Source organism: Frankia sp. AiPs1 (assembly GCF_023716945.1).
Classification (GTDB): domain Bacteria; phylum Actinomycetota; class Actinomycetes; order Frankiales; family Frankiaceae; genus Frankia.
The window spans coordinates 1-15,010 of record NZ_JAMQQF010000102.1 but is presented as its reverse complement, the minus strand read 5'-3'; the positions used below and the strand labels follow the sequence as shown (position 1 = coordinate 15,010).

Annotated in this window: 11 protein-coding genes and 1 riboswitch; of the genes, 9 read left to right on the top strand and 2 right to left on the bottom strand. The window is 73.7% G+C overall.

The genetic code is table 11. The annotated features are described in order from the left end of the window. The 8 genes from ND748_RS12410 to ND748_RS12375 form a co-directional block, all read left to right on the top strand. Positions 1-1,383 (top strand): amidohydrolase family protein (locus ND748_RS12410; RefSeq protein WP_308205628.1); only part of this gene is annotated, 1,383 nt, incomplete at its 5' end. A 309-nt stretch (positions 1,384-1,692) separates the two neighbouring features. After that, entirely contained in the window at positions 1,693-2,049 is a 357-nt protein-coding gene (locus ND748_RS12405; RefSeq protein ID WP_251745942.1) for a four-helix bundle copper-binding protein, read from the top strand. 1,127 nt (positions 2,050-3,176) lie between these two features. Beyond that, positions 3,177-3,366: riboswitch (cyclic di-AMP (ydaO/yuaA leader) on the top strand. Positions 3,367-3,831: 465 nt separating this feature from the next. Further along, entirely contained in the window at positions 3,832-4,584 is a 753-nt protein-coding gene (locus ND748_RS12400) for a peptidoglycan-binding protein (protein WP_251745941.1), read from the top strand. 315 nt (positions 4,585-4,899) lie between these two features. Then, positions 4,900-5,910 carry an AfsR/SARP family transcriptional regulator gene (locus tag ND748_RS12395; RefSeq protein ID WP_251745940.1) on the top strand — a complete coding sequence of 337 codons (1,011 nt, stop codon included), beginning with the start codon at positions 4,900-4,902 and terminating at the stop codon, positions 5,908-5,910. A gap of 182 nt (positions 5,911-6,092) precedes the next feature. Beyond that, positions 6,093-7,988, top strand: a complete 1,896-nt coding sequence (locus ND748_RS12390) for an asparagine synthase-related protein (RefSeq protein ID WP_251745939.1) — start codon at positions 6,093-6,095, stop codon at positions 7,986-7,988. 92 nt (positions 7,989-8,080) lie between these two features. Next, entirely contained in the window at positions 8,081-8,416 is a 336-nt protein-coding gene (locus ND748_RS12385; RefSeq protein WP_251745938.1) for a lasso peptide biosynthesis PqqD family chaperone, read from the top strand. Continuing rightward, on the top strand, positions 8,413-8,856 hold the full coding sequence (locus ND748_RS12380) for a lasso peptide biosynthesis B2 protein (protein WP_251745937.1): 444 nt from the start codon (positions 8,413-8,415) through the stop codon (positions 8,854-8,856). Before ND748_RS12385 ends, ND748_RS12380 begins: the two co-directional genes overlap by 4 nt. Next, positions 8,850-10,814, top strand: a complete 1,965-nt coding sequence (locus ND748_RS12375) for an ABC transporter ATP-binding protein (RefSeq protein WP_374215907.1) — start codon at positions 8,850-8,852, stop codon at positions 10,812-10,814. The genes ND748_RS12380 and ND748_RS12375 overlap by 7 nt, the downstream gene beginning before the upstream one ends. On the opposite strand, the gene ND748_RS12370 is transcribed toward ND748_RS12375, so the two are convergent. Beyond that, complete coding sequence (locus ND748_RS12370) at positions 10,768-12,276, bottom strand: acyl-CoA synthetase (protein ID WP_251745936.1); 1,509 nt, start codon at positions 12,274-12,276, stop codon at positions 10,768-10,770. The genes ND748_RS12375 and ND748_RS12370 overlap by 47 nt on opposite strands. A gap of 365 nt (positions 12,277-12,641) precedes the next feature. Between ND748_RS12370 and cbiE the strand changes: the two genes are divergently transcribed. Then, positions 12,642-14,120, top strand: a complete 1,479-nt coding sequence (gene cbiE / locus ND748_RS12365; RefSeq protein WP_374215908.1) for a precorrin-6y C5,15-methyltransferase (decarboxylating) subunit CbiE — start codon at positions 12,642-12,644, stop codon at positions 14,118-14,120. Here the strand turns inward: cbiE and ND748_RS12360 are convergent. Further along, positions 14,121-15,010: GntR family transcriptional regulator (locus ND748_RS12360; protein ID WP_308205627.1), on the bottom strand; the 890-nt coding region annotated here is incomplete at its 5' end. It lies immediately after the preceding gene.

The following is a 15,010-nucleotide window of genomic DNA, read 5'->3' as shown; positions in this document are numbered from 1 at the left end:
GCGGGATCCCGCCTCGCCTCGCCGCGCAGGCTCGCGGCGACCAGCTTCACGCTGCGCGAGGCGCACGTCCTCGACGCGACCGGCCGCTTCGGTGTGCCGCTGGACGTGGCGGTGCGCGACGGCGTCGTGCGGGCCCTCGGACCGCGGCTCGCACTCGACCCGGACGCCGTCGACGTCGACGCTCGCGGGCTGTGGCTGATGCCCGGCGTCGTCGACTGCCACGCACACGTGACCCAGTCGACCTACGACCAGTTCGAGCTGGTGACGGCTCCGCTCTCGGCGCGGTACCTGCAGACGGCCGATGCGCTGCGGGCGTCGTTGCAGGCTGGTGTCACCTATCTGCGCGATGCCGGCGGCGCCGACGCGGGTGTCCGCGACGCGCTCGTGGCGGGCAGTGTGCCGGGTCCGCGGCTCGCGGTCAGCATCGTCGCGCTGAGCCGTTCCGGGCGCCACGGCGACGGCGGCATCCTCGGCCCCGGGCTGGAGTCCGCCGACGACGTCCTCGGACCCGACTACCCGGGCCGGCCGCCGCACTCGGTCGTGGAGGCCGGTGGCCTGCCCGCCGCGGTCCGTGGCGTCCTGCGGGCCGGCGCCGACTGGGTGATGATCTACGCCAGCGGTGGGGTGATGTCCGCGCGTCCGGGCAGTCCAAATTTCCAGTTCGGCCGGTCGGAACTGGCCGCCGCGGTCGCTGAGGCGGCCCGCTACGGCCGTCCGGTGATGATGCACGCCCTGGGCGAGCGGGCGGTCGAGGCGGCGGTCGGCGCCGGCGCCCGTTCCATCGAGCACGGCATTGGGCTGAGCGAGCGAGCGGCCGCGGCGATGGCCACCCGCGGGGTCACGCTGGTACCCACCGTGACGCCCTACCGTGACCTGGCCGCCCTGGCGACCACCGGCATGCTGCCGGGCTGGGCGGTGGATAGGGCCGAGGCGACCGAGGCCTCGCTCGCCGAGACGATCGCCGTGGCCCGCGCGGCGGGGGTTCCCATCGCGCTGGGCAGCGACGCCCGCCATCGCACCCGCCACGGCGCCAACCTCGCCGAGATCAGCCAGTTGCGTCGAGCCGGACTCACCGCCCCGGAGGCGTTGCTCGCGGCGACCGTCGTCGGGGCGAGGCTGTGCGGGGTGGGGGATCGGCTGGGGCGAATCGCCGTCGGCTACACGTTCGACGCGATCCTGCTCGACCAGGACCCGGCGGATCTGCGGATCTTCGAACACCCGGACGCGGTCAGCGGCGTCTTCCTCGGTGGCCGCCCGGTACTGGCGCATCCGCGACTGCCCGCCTCGATGGTGACCACGGCTGCGCCGCCCGCGCGTCCGGAGCCCGACGGCGCGGACCGCGCCGTCGGCCCGCGGGTGCTCCCGTCGGGGCCCGCCGCCTGACCGGGAGTGTGCCGGCTGTTCGGGAGTGTGCTGGCTGACCGGGAGTGTGCTGGCTGACCGGGAGTGTCCCGGCGCGCCGGGATCAGTGTGCGCAGGCCATCCGTGCCGAAAGGTAACCGGCCTTCTTCGGACGTATTTCTCGACCGGGTTTCCTACTATTTCCGAGATATTCGGCGGCGGCTGTCCGCCGAGATGCGGATCCGCTTGCGAAAGCTATCGTCGGAGGAGCCCGGCCAGCCGGAAACCACCGTCTGTCGCGGGCTTCCCGGTATGGCGGATGAGCCGTCGCCCGCACCTCGGAGGTGTTCGATGCAGCACGCCGAAATGATCAACGAGAACATGCGGAAAGCTATCGAGGAGTGTATGTCGTGCTCGTCGCTGTGTGAGGAGACCATCTCCTACTGCATGGACATGCCCGGCACGATGATGGACGCCGCGGACATGCGGCTCATGATGGACTGCGCGGCGGTCACCAGGACCTGCGCCGACCTGATGTGCCGGATGTCGCCGCTGCACGGCGAGATGTGTGCCATGTGTGCGCGGGTCTGCCGTGCCTGCGCCGAGATGTGCGAGAAGATGCCGCGCGACGCCCAGCTCGCCCGCCTTGCCCGGTCCTGCCGGTCCTGTCTGGATAGCTGCAACGCGATGGCGGGTGCCGCTGCCTGACCTGGCCAGCGGGTTCGTCGCCGGCCTGCGGCACCTGCGTCCGCGTGCCTCAGGCCGGTCGCGCCGCCGGCGCGAGTCGCTCTGTGCCCGTCGACCCGTCGACCCGTCGTCCGCCGGGGCCCACGCGGAAGTGCTGGGCCCCGTCGGCTGCCAGCAACATTCCGGTAGTCAACATTTCATGTGTTGACATCCGATCGGTGCGCCGCCTGAATCTGATCAGGCCTCATCCGGCACGACGGTCGACCACTCTGGTCATCCGCGGCCACATCGACTTCCTGCGTGTCGCTTCCGCGGTCTGTCTGGTCCGGGTACCTCGCTAATCCATCCTCGCCGGCGCGCCGTCAGCGTTCCCGGCGCCTCACCAGTGCTTTGCCGTCGCGCCCATCGCCGTTGTATCCACGGCCACGCGGCCTGGCTGCGCCGGTCGGGCGTCAGTAGCCTCGTACGCGCCGTTTTCGCCGGGTGACTCCGTTTCCGCTCGTGCGCATGGCTACGCGGACCGCCCGCGGGGCCAGGCTCGCGTCCGTGCCCGGTGGCCGGGTGTGCTGTGCGGCCCGGGCCGCCGCGCCGCCGGCGCACACATCCTGCTCTTCCTCGAGAACCTGCGCACGTGGCGGCCGGCCCCGGCGCCGCGATCGGCCCTGCCGGCCTGACCACACCGCACTCCACGAGTGCTGCGCCGGGCGGCGTGCCGGTTCCCTCGTCGCCCGGCCTTCCCTCCTGGCCCGGCGTTCCCCCTCTCGGCCCGGCGTTCCCTCCCTGCCGCCGTGAGCCTTGGATCCCGCGCGCTCGGTCCGACGTCGACGTCGCCTGCGGTGCTGCCAGCACGGTGCTGCCAGCGCGGTGCGCCCCCGCGCGGCGGGAGTGGAGTGGTGCCGCGTGAGGTCCTGGCGACCCGCGGTCCGGGCCTCCTTCTCCGCTCGCGGCTCATCCCGGCCAGGGGCAGACCGGTGCGTACCCGGCCGATTCTGGTGATCCTTCGCATCACCTGAAGGTTCGGTGATGTCCGAGTGTCGCGGTCTCGCAGCGCTATGCACGTACCGTGACAGACGTGCGTCAAAATTCGTGCAGAACTAGTACTTGTCACTACGGTACGTAGTTCGCTACGGTTGCCGGGCACTAGTTGCTCCGGGCCGACGCCGAGTTCTGCCCACGGTCCGGGGTCCCTCCAAGACAGCTTGGGCAGAAGCGGGGGAACCAGGTTCCTCCGGGTGGCCTCGTCACGGCCGCCCTCGGGGTTAAGTCGCCTCCACGGAGACGACCGGGCTTCCCGGCCCGAACCCGACAGCTAACTCCGCAGGCGTACGGGAAGGATTCGACGTTGCCTGTGTATCGGGAACGTTCGGCTGCGGTCTCGATGGCCGCCCGGGCGACCTGCGCTTTCTGCGACGCGCCCTCGCCATGGCGGGCGCCGTTCTCGCCCTGACACGGCCGCGGGAACGTGCCACCGGCCGGTGCCTCGCCGGCCACACCGCGTACGCCTGACATCACCGGCCCAGTGACGGACCGCACGGGTCGCCGTCGGCGGCCGGCCGCGATCCCCGGACCGCCCGCCTCGGGCGGCCAGGCGTGATGCGGCCGTCGCGCTGATCGGGCCGGCACTCGTACCACTGTCGAAGCCTGCTCCCGCCGTTTCTTTGCGCCGTTGCGCCGGGTGCCGTTTCGAAGCCAGATAGTCCGTGCTGCCCGTATCTGGCGATGAGAACCGCTCCCCTCCAATGAGCGGACGCCATAACCGATTCCAATCCTGTGTTCGACGACACCGAAATGAGATGTCAAAGAATGGCTAAGGGAAAGCATCGGAAGCGTTCCAGCCGGCACCGCGGCGCCGTCATCGCCGCCGCCGGTGTGATCGGTGCCGGAGCCAGCATGCTCGTCACCGCAAGCCCGGCGAGCGCCGCCACCGGCACCGTCTCGGACGTGACCATCGCCAGCGCGGCGGCGAACGCGGGCCTCGCCGGCTGCCGCGGCGTTCCCCTGTCCACCTGGGTCGCGGTCGCTCTCGGCGAGTCCGGCGGCAACACCTTCGCCCACGCCACGGTCGGTGAGGACTCACGCGGACTCTGGCAGATCAACATGCGTGCGCACGCCGGCTGGGTGGGTAACCGCAACCTCTACGACCCCGCCACCAACGCCTGGGCGGCGAAGCAGGTCTGCCAGAGTCAGGGCATCACGGCCTGGAGCGCGTACACCTACGGCAGGTACAGCCAGTTCCTGGGCCGTGGCCAGGCTGCCGCGGCCGCCGTCGGCCGCGGCGGCGGCATCAGCGTCCGCACCGTCTCCTACACCGCGCCCGCGCCCGCGGCGCCCGCCGCGGCGTTCCCGACCGGGTATCCGTCGCTCGCCACCGGCATCGGCTACCGGCAGGACGTCCAGCAGATTCAGCAGAAGCTGGCCAACCTCGGTTACCCGATCCAGGTCGACGGCCAGTTCGGCTACCAGACGAACCACATGGTCAAGGACTACCAGCTCAAGCACGGTCTGCTGGTGGACGGCGTGGTTGGGCCCCAGACCCGCGCCAGCCTCGGCATCTGAGTAGTAGCAGCGCGGCGCGGCGTCGCCGGGTGCGGCTCCCCAGCCTCACCCGGCGGCGCTGTCGTGGTTGGCAGCCCGGCGCCGCCAGCATGGTGCCGGCAGGACGCCTACCGCCGGTAGGACGCCTACCGCCTGGTATGACGCCCACCGCCTGGTATGACGCCCACCGCCGGTAGGACGGCCACCGTCGAGGAAGAGGACTATCGGCCGGTCGAACGGGGTATTCCCAGCACCGGCCCAAACGGGCCGCCGGTCCCCGGACGAGGTGTGCAACGGGGCCCGATCAGCGAGGATCTCCGACCGACGAGGATCATCATGGTCGACGAGCTCGGAACCATTGCGGGCCCGATCGCTCGTCCCGGCGTCCAGACTCCCGGCGAGCGAGGTCCCGGCGAGCCAGGTCACGGCTCCCGGTGGTCCGGCCCCGCGGCGACGGTGCCTGGGCCCGGGTCGGGTGTCGTGTTTGCCGTGCTGGGCCCGCTCGAGGTCTGGCGTGGGCCGGGGGAGCGCGTCCGAATAGACCAGCGCAAGAAGCGGGCGCTGCTGCTGACCCTGCTTCTGCACGCCGGCCGGTGGACCTCGGTGGAGGAGATGCGGTTGGCGCTCTGGCAGGACGACGCGCCCCGGTCCGCCCTCGGCAACATCAAGACCTACCTGTCCGAGCTGCGGCACACGCTGCCCACGCCGGTCGGAGAGCCGGTCGTGCCGGCGTCGATCAGGTCGGTGGGCCCGCGGGCCTCGGTCCTTCGCCGACCGGCCGGTCCGGGGCGCATCGAGAGCCGCCCAGGGGAGTATCGCCTGATCGTCGTCCCCGACGAGATCGACGTGGTCCGCTTCGAGCGGGCGGTCGAACGCGGGCGGGTCGCGGCCCGCACCGGCGGGCCGGCCCAGGCCGCCGAGCTCCTGGAGCAGGCGCTCGGATGGTGGCGCGGAAGCGCGTTCGACGAGTTGCCGGCCGAGGTCGGTGGGGCCGAGAGCCTCCGCCTGGAGGAGGCCCGGTGGTCGGCCCGCGAGGCGCTGATCGACGCGCGCCTCGCACTCGGTGAACACGACCGGGTGCTGCCGGCGTTGCGCGCGCTGGCCGTGGAGTACCCGACCCGCGAACGTCTCTGGGCGCAGCTGCTCGTCGCCCTGGAACGCAGCGGTCGCCGGGCCGAGGCGCTGCGTGAGTACCGCGGCCTGTACCGACGGATGGTCACTGAGCTTGGGATCGAACCCGGTGCGGAGCTGCGCCGGGTGCATCAGGAGGTGCTGGACCCGGCACGCGGCTGGTCGCGGTCCCCTTCGGAGCCGACGGGACTGCCGGCACCGCTGAACCGCCACTGAACGTCCCGGGGGAATCCTCTCCGGCGTGGGACCGATCGTCCGGTCCGCTGATCTGCGGTGGTTCTCGCAGCGGTGGGGCCGGCCCAGCCGCCGGGAGGCGGGCCACCTTTCGGATGCCGACCATCGTGCCGCGGGCCGCGCTCTGCCCGCCGCGCGGCGGAACGCGAACAGGGAGGGCTGCGGTGACCACGCCTATCACGGCTCGACGGCCGGGCCGCGACGCCCGGCCCGGGTCATCCCGGCCCGCGTGCTGGTTCGTCGTGTTGTCGGACCGGGATCCGGTGGTGCTGCCCGCCGGGGTCCACCGGATGCTGCGATACCCGTCGGGACGGCCGTGGCTCGCCGGCGACTGGCCGGACGACGCGATGGTCAGCGCGACGGCGGGTCGTGCCCGGATAGCGCTGGTCGGCCGGGCCGCGGCGAATCCCAGCCAGCTCCTACGCCTGCTCCTGGCCGCCCGGGACGTGCACTGCCTCGACGTCGCCCGGGCCGTGGCCGGGGACTACCACGTCATCGCTGAGATCGACGGGCAGCACAGGCTCCAGGGCAGCCCGACCGGCACGCGGCGGATCTTCACCGCGGTGTCCGGCGGGCAGCACGTCGCCGCGGACCGCGGCGACGTCCTCGCCGAGCTGACCGGCGGCGAGCTGGACCGCACGGCGCTGGCCCTGTCGCTGCTCGATCCATCCCCGCCGTACCCGCTCGACGACCTCCTGCCGTGGAAGTCCGTCGAGGCCGTGCCACCCGACCACTACCTGTTCCTGGATCGTGATGGCCGCCGCGAGCGGATGCGCTGGTGGCGGCAGCCGGCGCCGGTGCGTTCGCGGGCCGAGGGCGCGCCGATCCTGCGAGCGGCCCTCGCCGAGGCGGTGTCCGTGCGGGTGGCCGCGGGGCGCACCGTCAGCGCCGAGCTGTCGGGCGGGCTCGCGTCGGCCGCCATGTGCTGCCTGGCGGCCCGCGGCCCCGCTGACATCGTCGCGGTCACCGGGCTCGCCCGCGACCCCGGCGTCGACGATCCACGCTGGTCGGCCGACGCGGCGGTCTCGTTGCCCGGCGTCGCCCGGGAGGTTCTCCCCGCAACTGAGCTCCCGCTTGTCTTCGACGGCATCGGCTGCGCCGATGAGGCGCTCGACCGTCCCTTCGTCGGCCTCGCGGACCGGGCGAGGCTGCGGGCGGGCCTCGACCGGGTTGCGCTCTACGGCCCTCGCCTGCACCTGACCGGCCTCGGCGGTGCGCAGGTCGCGCGGGGCGCGCCGAACTACCTGCCTCGACTGGCCCGCCGACGGCCCTGGACCGCGTTGCGGCACCTGCGTGCCCTGCGCGCCCGGGAGGGTTGGCCGTGGGCCGCGAGCCTGCGGATGATGCGCACTCGGGACTATCGCGACTGCCTGTTCGACCTGGCCCGGTCCCTCGATCAGACTGCGCTCGGGGGAGGACTCGGGCGGCCCGAGCCGGCCCACCCGACGGCGGCCCTGGACTGGGCGCTGCCGCCGGTCGTCCCGGGCTGGCTGACCCGCGCCGCCCTGCGACTCATCGCCGAGGCCGTCGCCGACGCGGCTCGCCGAGACGGCCCCCTGGCACCGACGCGGGACGGACACGCCGACCTGTCCGCGATCCGGGCCACCGCGTGCGCCTTCCGGCTGTTCGACCAGATGGCCAGCCCGGTCGGCCCGCCGCTGAGCGCGCCGTTCCTCGACGACCGGGTCGTGCGCGCCGCGCTTGCCGTCCGGGCGGAGGACCGCGCCTCTCCCTGGGCGGACGAGGCGCTGCTCAGGGAGGCGATGCGGCAGGTGATGCCGGCGAGTTGCCTGCATCGGGGGACCTCGGCCGGCGCTGGCATCGACGTCGGCGCTGGCGTCGGCGTCGGCGTCGAGCAGGGCCGCGGGTTGCGCGCGAATCGTGGCGTCCTGGTCGGGCTGTGCGATGACTCGCCGCTGGCCGACCTCGGACTCATCGAGCCGGCGACGCTGCGGGAGGCCTGCCGGCAGGGGACCGCGGCGGACCGCCGGTGCCAGGCCCTCCGACCGACGTTTGCGGCCGACGCGTGGCTGCGTACCCTCGCCGGCCGCCGCGGCTAGACGCAGGCGGGTCACGGGCGCCCGGCGCCCGGCGCCGGCCACCGAGGACCGGGGAGATCTGCCGAAGATCGACGGACCAGCGGGAGTGGACCATGGTGATGTTGCGATCCGACGTGGTGCGGGCGCCGACCGAGTACGGCTCCGTGCTGCTGCACACCGACGACGGGCGGTACTGGACGCTCAACCGCTCGGGTGATCTGGTGCTGCGCGTCCTGCTGGACGGCGGCGACGTCGCTGCCGCGGTGCGGGAGCTGCGCACGACCGTGGAGGTCGATCCGCAGGTCGCGCGCAGCGATGTCGAGGGTCTGCTGGCCCAGCTCGCCGACGTCGGGCTGATCGAGCCGGAGTCCGAGGCCCACTGGTCACCCGAGGTTGAGGCGGGCTGCCCCGGTAGCGCCGGTGCGGGCAGGCCGGAGGCGCGGCGGTGACGGCGCCCACGGCGCCGACGGCCGTCGAACGGCCGGCGGTGGTCCTGCGCCCCGGGCGTCGGCTGGCGGCGCTGGCCGCGGTCGGGGTGGCCCGGCTGCTCGCCACCCAGTCGCCGGCCCGCATCCGTCGGGTGCTGGCCCGGCTGGGCGACGGCGCTCGGCCGGCGGACTACGCCAGCGCGCTCGCCGCCCGCCAGGCGGTGATGGCCGTCAGTCCCGCCTGTCGGCAGGAACGAGGCTGTGTTCCCCGTTCGATCGCCACCACGCTGTTGTGTCGGCTGGCGGGCAGCGTGCCGACCTGGTGCGTCGGGGTGCGGGCCGTCGCGCCGTTCGCCGCGCACGCGTGGGTCGAAGCGGACGGGGTGATCGTCGGGGAGGCGGTGCCGCCCGGGTACCTGCGGGCGCTGCTGGCCGTCGGGCCGGGGACCGAACCGTGGTGAGGGGGCTGGCCGAGCTCTGGGCGTTGTTGCGTGGGCACGGACGGCCCGTGATGATCGCCACGGTGCTGACCGTGATCGGCACCGGCGTCGGGGTGCTCCAACCACTGCTCGTGATGAAGGTGATCGACACCGCGCAGGCCGGCGGCATCCCGATGTGGCTGGTCGGGGCGCTGCTGGGCCTGTTCGTCTGCCAGGCGGTCATTGACACCACCGGCCACTACCTGCTGGAACGGGCCGGTCAGGGCATCCTGCTCGGCCTGCGCCGGCGGCTGATCGGCCAGCTGCTTGCACTGCGGGTGCAGATCTTCGACACCCGCCGGATCGGGGACCTCATCTCGCGGGCGAACACGGACACCACCGTGGTACGCGAGGCGGTGGCCTACAGCTTCACCTCCCTTGTCACCAGCCTGATCGGGGTGGCCGGCGCCGTCGCCCTGATGGTGTGGCTCAATCCGTGGCTGTTCCTGCTCGTCGTCGTGGTGGTCGCGGTGGCCGGGGTGGTGGTCCTCGGGGCGCTGTCCCGCATCCGCGCGGTGTCCGAGCGCGGGCAGGCCAGCGTGGGGGGCATGACCGCGGACCTGGAACGGGCCCTGGTCGCGATCCGTACCGTCCGGGCCAACCGGGCCGAGGCTCGCGAGGCCGAGCGAATAGGCGATCACGCCGCCGCGGCCTACCAGGCCGGCATCCGGATGGCGAAGCTGGACTCGATCATCGCGCCCGCCATGCAACTGGCCGTGCAGGGCAGCGTCCTCGCCGTTCTGCTGGCCGGCGGCGTGCTGGTGGCCCGGGGTTCGGTCTCGCTCGGCAGCCTCGTCGCCTTTCTGCTCTACGCGACCTACCTGGTCATGCCGTTGTCCCAGCTGATCGAATCCGCCGCCACGATCCAGCGCGGCCTCGGGGCACTCTCGCGGGTCAACGCCGTGTTCGCGCTGCCGCGGGAGGACGACGACACCGTGGTGCCCGGTCCGCTGCTCGGCGACGGCGACGGCGACGGCGACGGCCATGGCGTCGGTGCCGGCGACGGCGTTGGCGTTGGTGCCGGCGACGGCGACCGGCTGGCGGCGGCGATCGAGCTGCGGGAGGTGCATTTCGCCTACACCGCGACGCCGGTGCTGCGTGGAGTGTCGCTGCGGGTGCCCCGGCGGGGCCACGTCGCGCTGGTCGGCGCCTCCGGGGCTGGCAAGTCGACCGTTCTCGAACTCGTGGAGCGGTTCTACGATCCGGCCGAGGGGCAGATCCTCTTCGCCGGTCGCGATGTCCGGTCCCTCTCCCGCAGCAGCGCTCGGGCCTGGGTGAACCTGGTTGAACAGAACACTCCGGTGCTGCACGGCAGCCTGCGGGACAACATCGTCTACGGCAAGCCGGACGCGGCCGAGGACGAGATCGCGCAGGTGGTCGCGACGGCCGGGTTGACCGATCTCATCCACCGGCTGCCGGCTGGGCTGCACACCCCGGTAGGCGATCACGGCGTGCTGCTCTCCGGCGGCGAGCGACAGCGGGTGGCGATCGCCCGTGCGCTGCTGCCGAGCCCCGCCGTGCTGCTGCTGGACGAGCCGACCTCGCAGCTCGACGCCGGCAACGAGCGGGCACTCACGCAGGCGATGCGCCGGATCGCCGCCGAGCGCGCCCTGCTCGTCATCGCGCACCGGATTTCCACGGTCCGGGCAGCCGACCGCATCATCGTGCTGGACGAGGGCCGGGTGGTGGCGCAGGGCACCCACGACGAGCTGATGGCGACCAGTGCGTTCTATCGGGGGTTCACCATCGCGCCGCCGACCCGGCCGGCGCAAGCGGCGGGAGAGCGGACCGCGAGCGACGAGCAACGGCCGCCGGCCGGTCCGTTCGGACCGCCGCCGGGGGGCCCGTTCGGACCGCCGCCGCCGGGGGGCGGCGACGGTCACCCGGGGTCGCTCAGGCTGGGGCGCCGTCGGGCGGGGCGTCGTGCTGGCGTGGGGTGACGGCCAGGGCGGACTTGCGGACCTTGCCCATGGGATTGCGAGGTAGCTCGGCGACGAAGTGGATCTCCCGGGGTCGCTTGTGGACGGATAGTTCCCGGGCCACGAAAGCGGTGAGGTCCCCGGCGGCCGAGCTGCTGGTCCTGTCGCCACCGAGCAGATCGGGGGCGACGACGAAGGCGGTGATCCGCTGACCGAGATCGGCGTCGGGGTGGCCGACGACGGCGGCCTCCCGCACCTGCGGATGGGCCAGCAGCGCCGCCTCCACCTCGCCCGCGCCGATCCGGTATCCACCGGACTTGATGAGGTCGGTCGACCGCCGTCCGACGATCCGGTGATGCCCATCCGGCGAGATCACCGCAGCGTCGCCGGTACGGAACCAGCCGTCGGCCGTGAAGGAGTCGGCGGTGGCCGCCGGGCTGCCCAGGTAGCCCCCGTACAGGGTCGGCCCCTGGATCTGCAACTCACCGATGCTCTGCCCGTCGGCCGGCAGCGGGGCGCCGGTCTCGTCGTCGACGAGCCTGGTGCGCACGTCCTTCAGCGCCGGGCCGACCCAGCCGGGACGGCGCTCGCCGTCGGCCCGGCTACTCGTCGTGATCAGTGTCTCGGTCATCCCGTACCGCTCGATGGGCGCCAGGCCGGTGAGCGTCGCGAGCCGCGTCAGGACCGGCGTCGGCAGGGCCGCGCTGCCGGAGACGAGCAGCCGGGCCGTGGCCAGGGCCCGGGCGCTGGCCGGGTCGTCACAGACCCGGGACCAGACGGTCGGCACGCCGAAGTAGAGGCTGCCACCGGCCGCCGCATACGCGCTCGGCGTCGGTCGGACGGTGTGGATCAGTCGGCTGCCGACCCGCAACGCGCCGAGAACACCCAGGACAAGGCCGTGCACGTGGAACAGCGGCAGCCCGTGCACGAGGGTGTCCTGCGGGGTCCAGGCCCAGGCCTCGGCGAGGGCGTCGAGGTCGGCGGCGATGGCCGCGGCGGGCACCATGACGCCTTTGGGTGCTCCGGTCGTGCCGGAGGTGTACAGGATGAGCGCCGGCGGGGAGACCGTGGCCGCGGCTGGTTCACCGATGCCCGCCGGTCTCGTGGCCGCGGTGTTCGGGGTGGACGGCAACGCCGTGCGGGCGCTGGGATCGACCGGCACCGCCGGGATCGCCAGGTCATCCCAGCCCGGGCTACCGAGCAGCAGCTCGGCGCGCGAATCCCGCAGCAGGTGGCCGCGTTCGCGCGGGCCGGAATCCGGTGGCACCGGGACCGCGGGCACCCCGGCGAGCAGGCATCCGACGACGGACACGATGGTGGCCATCGAGGCCTCGGCGTGCACCGCGACAGTCCCGGCCCCCGCGACGCGACCGGCGACGGTCGCCGCGGCCCCCAGCAGCTCGGCCCGGGAGAGAACCACCTCTCCGACCTGCACGGCAGGAGCGTCGTAATCGACGTCCAGGGTTGGGAACAGCAGCGTCACGTCCGAATCCTCTCGCCGCTTCGGCACAGTGCACCCACGACGGTACGGGCTGGTTCGGGTGCGCAGCCCATGGTTCGCCAGACCTGGCGGCCGGGCCGCAGCCGGTGCTGATCCGGCCCCCGCGACCGGCTTGGTCGGCCGATCGGCCCGTGGGCCTGTGGTTCGGCGCGGGACTACGCTGGCGTGCTGTGCCAGGTCCAGCTTCACCGCCAGGTCCAGCTTCACCGCCAGGTCCAGCTTCACCGCCAGGTCCAGCTTCACCGCCAGGTCCAGCGTCGGTGTCGGGCTCGGCGGCGGTGTCCGGGGCCCTGTCCGACCCCAGGACCGCGCAGCCGCGTGCGTCGGCGCAGGTGAGCGTCGTCGGGGTGGGCGCGGACGGCTGGACCGGCCTGTCTGCGGCGGCGCGTGCCGCCGTCCGCCGCGCCGACGTCCTGCTGGGGGCGCGTCGACAGCTCGATCTCATCCCGGCACGGGTCGGGGAGCACCCGCTCACCGCGCGCCGGGTGACCTGGCCGTCGCCGCTGCTGCCGGCCCTCGCCGGCCTGCTCGCCGAGCACGGCATCCCGGTGGCCGGGACGAGCGACGCGGACACGGACACGGATACGGACGCGGGGGCCGACACGGGCACGGGCGTTGACACGGGCGCGGATACGGATGCCGACACGGGCACGGGCACGGGCGCGGGGGCCGACACGGGTACGGGCGCGGAGTCCGGCGGCGATCCCCGGCGCCCGGCGGTGCGGAGCTCGGGGCCGGGCGGCGAGGTCTGCGTCCTGGCCAGCGGCGATCCGATGTTCCACGGGATCGGCACCACGCTCGTTCGCCTGCTCGGGGCGGATCGGGTGCGGGTGTTCACGCATCCCTCGGCGGTGTCCCTGGCCTGCGCCCGACTGGGCTGGGCGATCGACGGGGTCGATGTCGTGAGCGCGGTTGGCCGCCCGTTGGCCCAGGTGCATGCCGCCCTCACCCCGCATCGCCGGCTGCTGGTTCTCAGCGCCGATGGGACCACCCCCCTCGCGCTCGCCGATCTGCTGGTCGACCGCGGTTACGGGGCGAGTCCGCTGACGGTGCTGGAACGGCTTGGCGCGGCCGACGAGGCTGCGCAGCGGGCGGCCGCCCATGAATGGGCGGCCGCATCAGCCCGTTGGCGCGACGCCTCCGCCCACCACGGCGGCCTGCTGGGCAGCACACTGCGCCCGCCGGCCGACCTGAACGTGGCCGCCGTCGAGCCGCGCCCCGGGCCCGGGGCCGCCCACCGGCCGCGCACCCCCGGGTTGCCCGACGACGCCTTCGAGCACGACGGTCAGATCACCAAGCGCGAGATCCGGGCGGTCACGCTGGCCAGGCTCGGTCCTGCCCCCGGCGAGCTGCTGTGGGACGTGGGGGCGGGCGCCGGCAGCATCGCCATCGAGTGGATGCGCGCCCATGCCACCTGTCGGGCTGTCGCCGTCGAGCCCCGCGCCGATCGAGCGGAGCGTATCCGGCGCAATGCCACGAACCTCGGCGTACCGGGGCTGCGGGTGGTCGTGGGCCGCGCCCCGCAGGTCCTGGCTGGGCTGCCGGCACCCGACGCGGTCTTCGTCGGTGGCGGTGCCACGGCCGATGGGCTGCTCGAGGCCTGCTGGGCGGCGCTGCGAGGCCGCGGCCGGCTCGTCGTCAACGCGGTGACCCTCGAGTCCGAGGCGATGCTCGCGGCCTGGTACGCACGGCGGGGCGGGGACCTGATCCGGCTGTCGGTGAGCCGAGCGTCCCCGGTAGGCGGCTTCACCGGGTGGCGCTCGGCCATGCCGGTCACCCAGTGGACGGTCTGGCCGGGCGACCACGCCGCGGCCGGCGACCGCTGATCAGCCGAGCAGATCCAGCACGCAGCGGTCGGCCGGCCCGCCCGGGATCGCGTGATCGGGCGCGGCCAGGTGCAGCCGCCAGTGGCGGTCGGCGCCCGCCGCGTCGCCGATCTCGACGAGGTCGACCAGCGTGGCGTGGATCTGTCGGGTGGCACCGGCGCCCAGCCGGTTGTCGGTGGCCCGGTCGACGGCCCTCGCCGCCGTGGGCGACGCGTCGGGACCGGCGCCGACGGCCGCATGCCCGTGCTGGGCGTTGGTCATCTCGACGAGATGTTGCAGCATGCCGGTGACCACGGACAGGGACTGGTTGCCGGTGAGCTCGACCACGGCCAGGTGAAAGGCCGCCTGCGCCGCCGCGAGTGCGGCGGGGTCGTCGGCGACCTCGTCGGCCTCGGCGAGGATGCCGCGTAGCGCGGCGACGTCCGCCGGACTGTGCCGTTCGGCGAGCAGCGCCGCGCACGGTGGCTCGATGACGGCGCTGGCCTGGTGGACGTCGCCCAGGGTGGCACCGCGATGTTCGAGGACGAGGCCGGCGTAGCGGGCGGCGACCGTCGGGCTCGGGAGGTGAACCCGCGCCCCGCCGTGGGCCCCGCGGCGCACCGAGATCAGCGCCTCCGCCTCGAGGACCCGAAAGGCCTCGCGCAGGGTGGGGCGGGAGACGCCGAACTGCGTCATCAGGGTGGGCTCGGGCGGCAGGGCGTCACCCTCGGTGAGTTCACCGCGGATGATCCTCCGCCGTAGCTGGCTGGCGACGAGCTCCGCGGTCTTGGGGACGCGGACCCGCCGGCCCACCGGTGCCGTGCTCACCGGGACCGAACCGGTGGGCAGGGGAACTCGCGCGATCGGATCGTCGCCGCCCGGGCGGGCGCCCGGCGGCTCGGCCGCCGCCC

Excerpts from the sequence above, each read along its gene's own strand:
- ND748_RS12405 (WP_251745942.1), top strand. The coding sequence starts at position 1,693 with ATGCAGCACGCCGAAATGATCAACGAGAACATGCGGAAAGCTATCGAG.
- ND748_RS12400 (WP_251745941.1), top strand. The coding sequence starts at position 3,832 with ATGGCTAAGGGAAAGCATCGGAAGCGTTCCAGCCGGCACCGCGGCGCC.
- ND748_RS12395 (WP_251745940.1), top strand. The coding sequence starts at position 4,900 with ATGGTCGACGAGCTCGGAACCATTGCGGGCCCGATCGCTCGTCCCGGC.
- ND748_RS12385 (WP_251745938.1), top strand. The coding sequence starts at position 8,081 with ATGGTGATGTTGCGATCCGACGTGGTGCGGGCGCCGACCGAGTACGGC.